Here is a 1,495-nt window from a genome sequence, read left to right as displayed (position 1 = left end):
ACAGCTCGGTGAGGTACTATCTGTAACAAGGAGAATCCCGGCGTTCACGCCGGGCGTGAATCCGACATGAATCTGTAGCAAACACTTATGAGACACCTACCGGATATTCTCACCTCGGTAGCAGTAAATAAGACAACACCCTACACTATGTATGGCGATTAAGGTCACTCGTACCTACGGTGGTCATATCACAAACCAGCAACAGGTGCGAGATGATCTGCATTCGCTCGGGGATGGGGATGCTGCCTCGAAAATCTGGAACGTCGCACGGTGGACAGCCGACCGTGTGTGGGATGCAATCGGTGAGATACCTGACGGAGCCTCACTCAAAGCATATATGAAAACCCCCAAATGCTGGAAGAACCTCAACGCCTTCTCAACTCAGGCAATCATTGAAGAATTGGCAGACGCCTTCCAGTCGTGGTTTGACGTGCGACACACAGACGAGAACGAGACAGCAAACCCACCCGGACCCGGCTACCGAAAGGAGTACAACACCCGACCCGACCACGGTCAACTGTAACGTTCAAATCTAATGGCTTCAAGCATGATCCCGACCACAATCAGGTGCGACTCAGCAAGGGTACAAACCTGAAAGATGGGCGTTCTGATTTTGTGTTCTGTGAATCCGACACCCGCAACGATGTCGATCTTGAAGCGGTCGATACTGTTCAGAACGTGCGGGCTGTCTGGAACGGCGACGAATGGGACGTTCAGTTTGTCTGTAAAGAGATGATAGAGACACCCGACACATCCGGAGATGGTGTGGCTGGTGTTGACCTTGGTGTATCGAATATCGCTGCCGTCGCCTTTCCCGATGAATACGTGCTGTATCCTGGGAATCCGATCAAGCAGGACAACCATTACTTTCACCAACAGGAATACAATACGCCACCGAAGGTGAGAATGGCCCGTCACAACAAGCTCAGCGATCACGTCAGAAACGCATCCGTCGTGAGACGCATTTCTACCACACTCTCTCGAAGAAGATTATCAACGAGTGTGTAGATCGAACTGTTAGTACAGTTGTTGTTGGTTGGCCCGAAGATGTACGATCTGAAGACTTCGGGAAAACAGCGAACAAATGGCTTCATACGTGGGCGTGGGCGTTCGACCGGCTGTATCAGTATCTCGACTACAAGGGCGAAGAACACGGTGTTGAGGTACTGAAAGAAAATGAGTGGAATACCTCGAAGACGTGCTGTGAGTGTGGTGACTCCGCTGATAGCAACCGGGTTGAGCGTGGTCTGTACGTATGTGATTCCTGCGAATTGGTAGCCAACGCAGACTGTAACGGCGCAGAGAATATGAGACAAAAGATAAGCCCGAGTCCGTCACAGGATAGGGATAACGGCTGTCTGGCACAGCCATCGGTCTACTTGTTCGATACATCAACGGGTGAAATAGTCCCTCAAGAACAGGGTAGATCCTAAACCAGCAAATATCCCAAATCTGCGGTACGGGAAGCCTCGCCGTTTCCGCGAGGAGGATGTCA

The 1,495-nt window shown here is 51.2% G+C and carries 1 pseudogene; it reads left to right on the top strand.

Features of this window, described 5'->3' with window-relative positions:
- Window positions 1–151: 151 nt before the first annotated feature.
- Window positions 152–1,433 (top strand): annotated as a pseudogene (locus tag J07HQW2_RS03210) (RNA-guided endonuclease InsQ/TnpB family protein).
- Window positions 1,434–1,495 lie beyond the last annotated feature (62 nt).

The organism is Haloquadratum walsbyi J07HQW2 (genome assembly GCF_000415985.1).
Taxonomy (GTDB): Archaea; Halobacteriota; Halobacteria; order Halobacteriales; family Haloferacaceae; genus Haloquadratum; species Haloquadratum walsbyi_B.
Note: the sequence above shows the minus strand (reverse complement) of the source record. Positions and strands in the feature narration are given on the sequence as shown.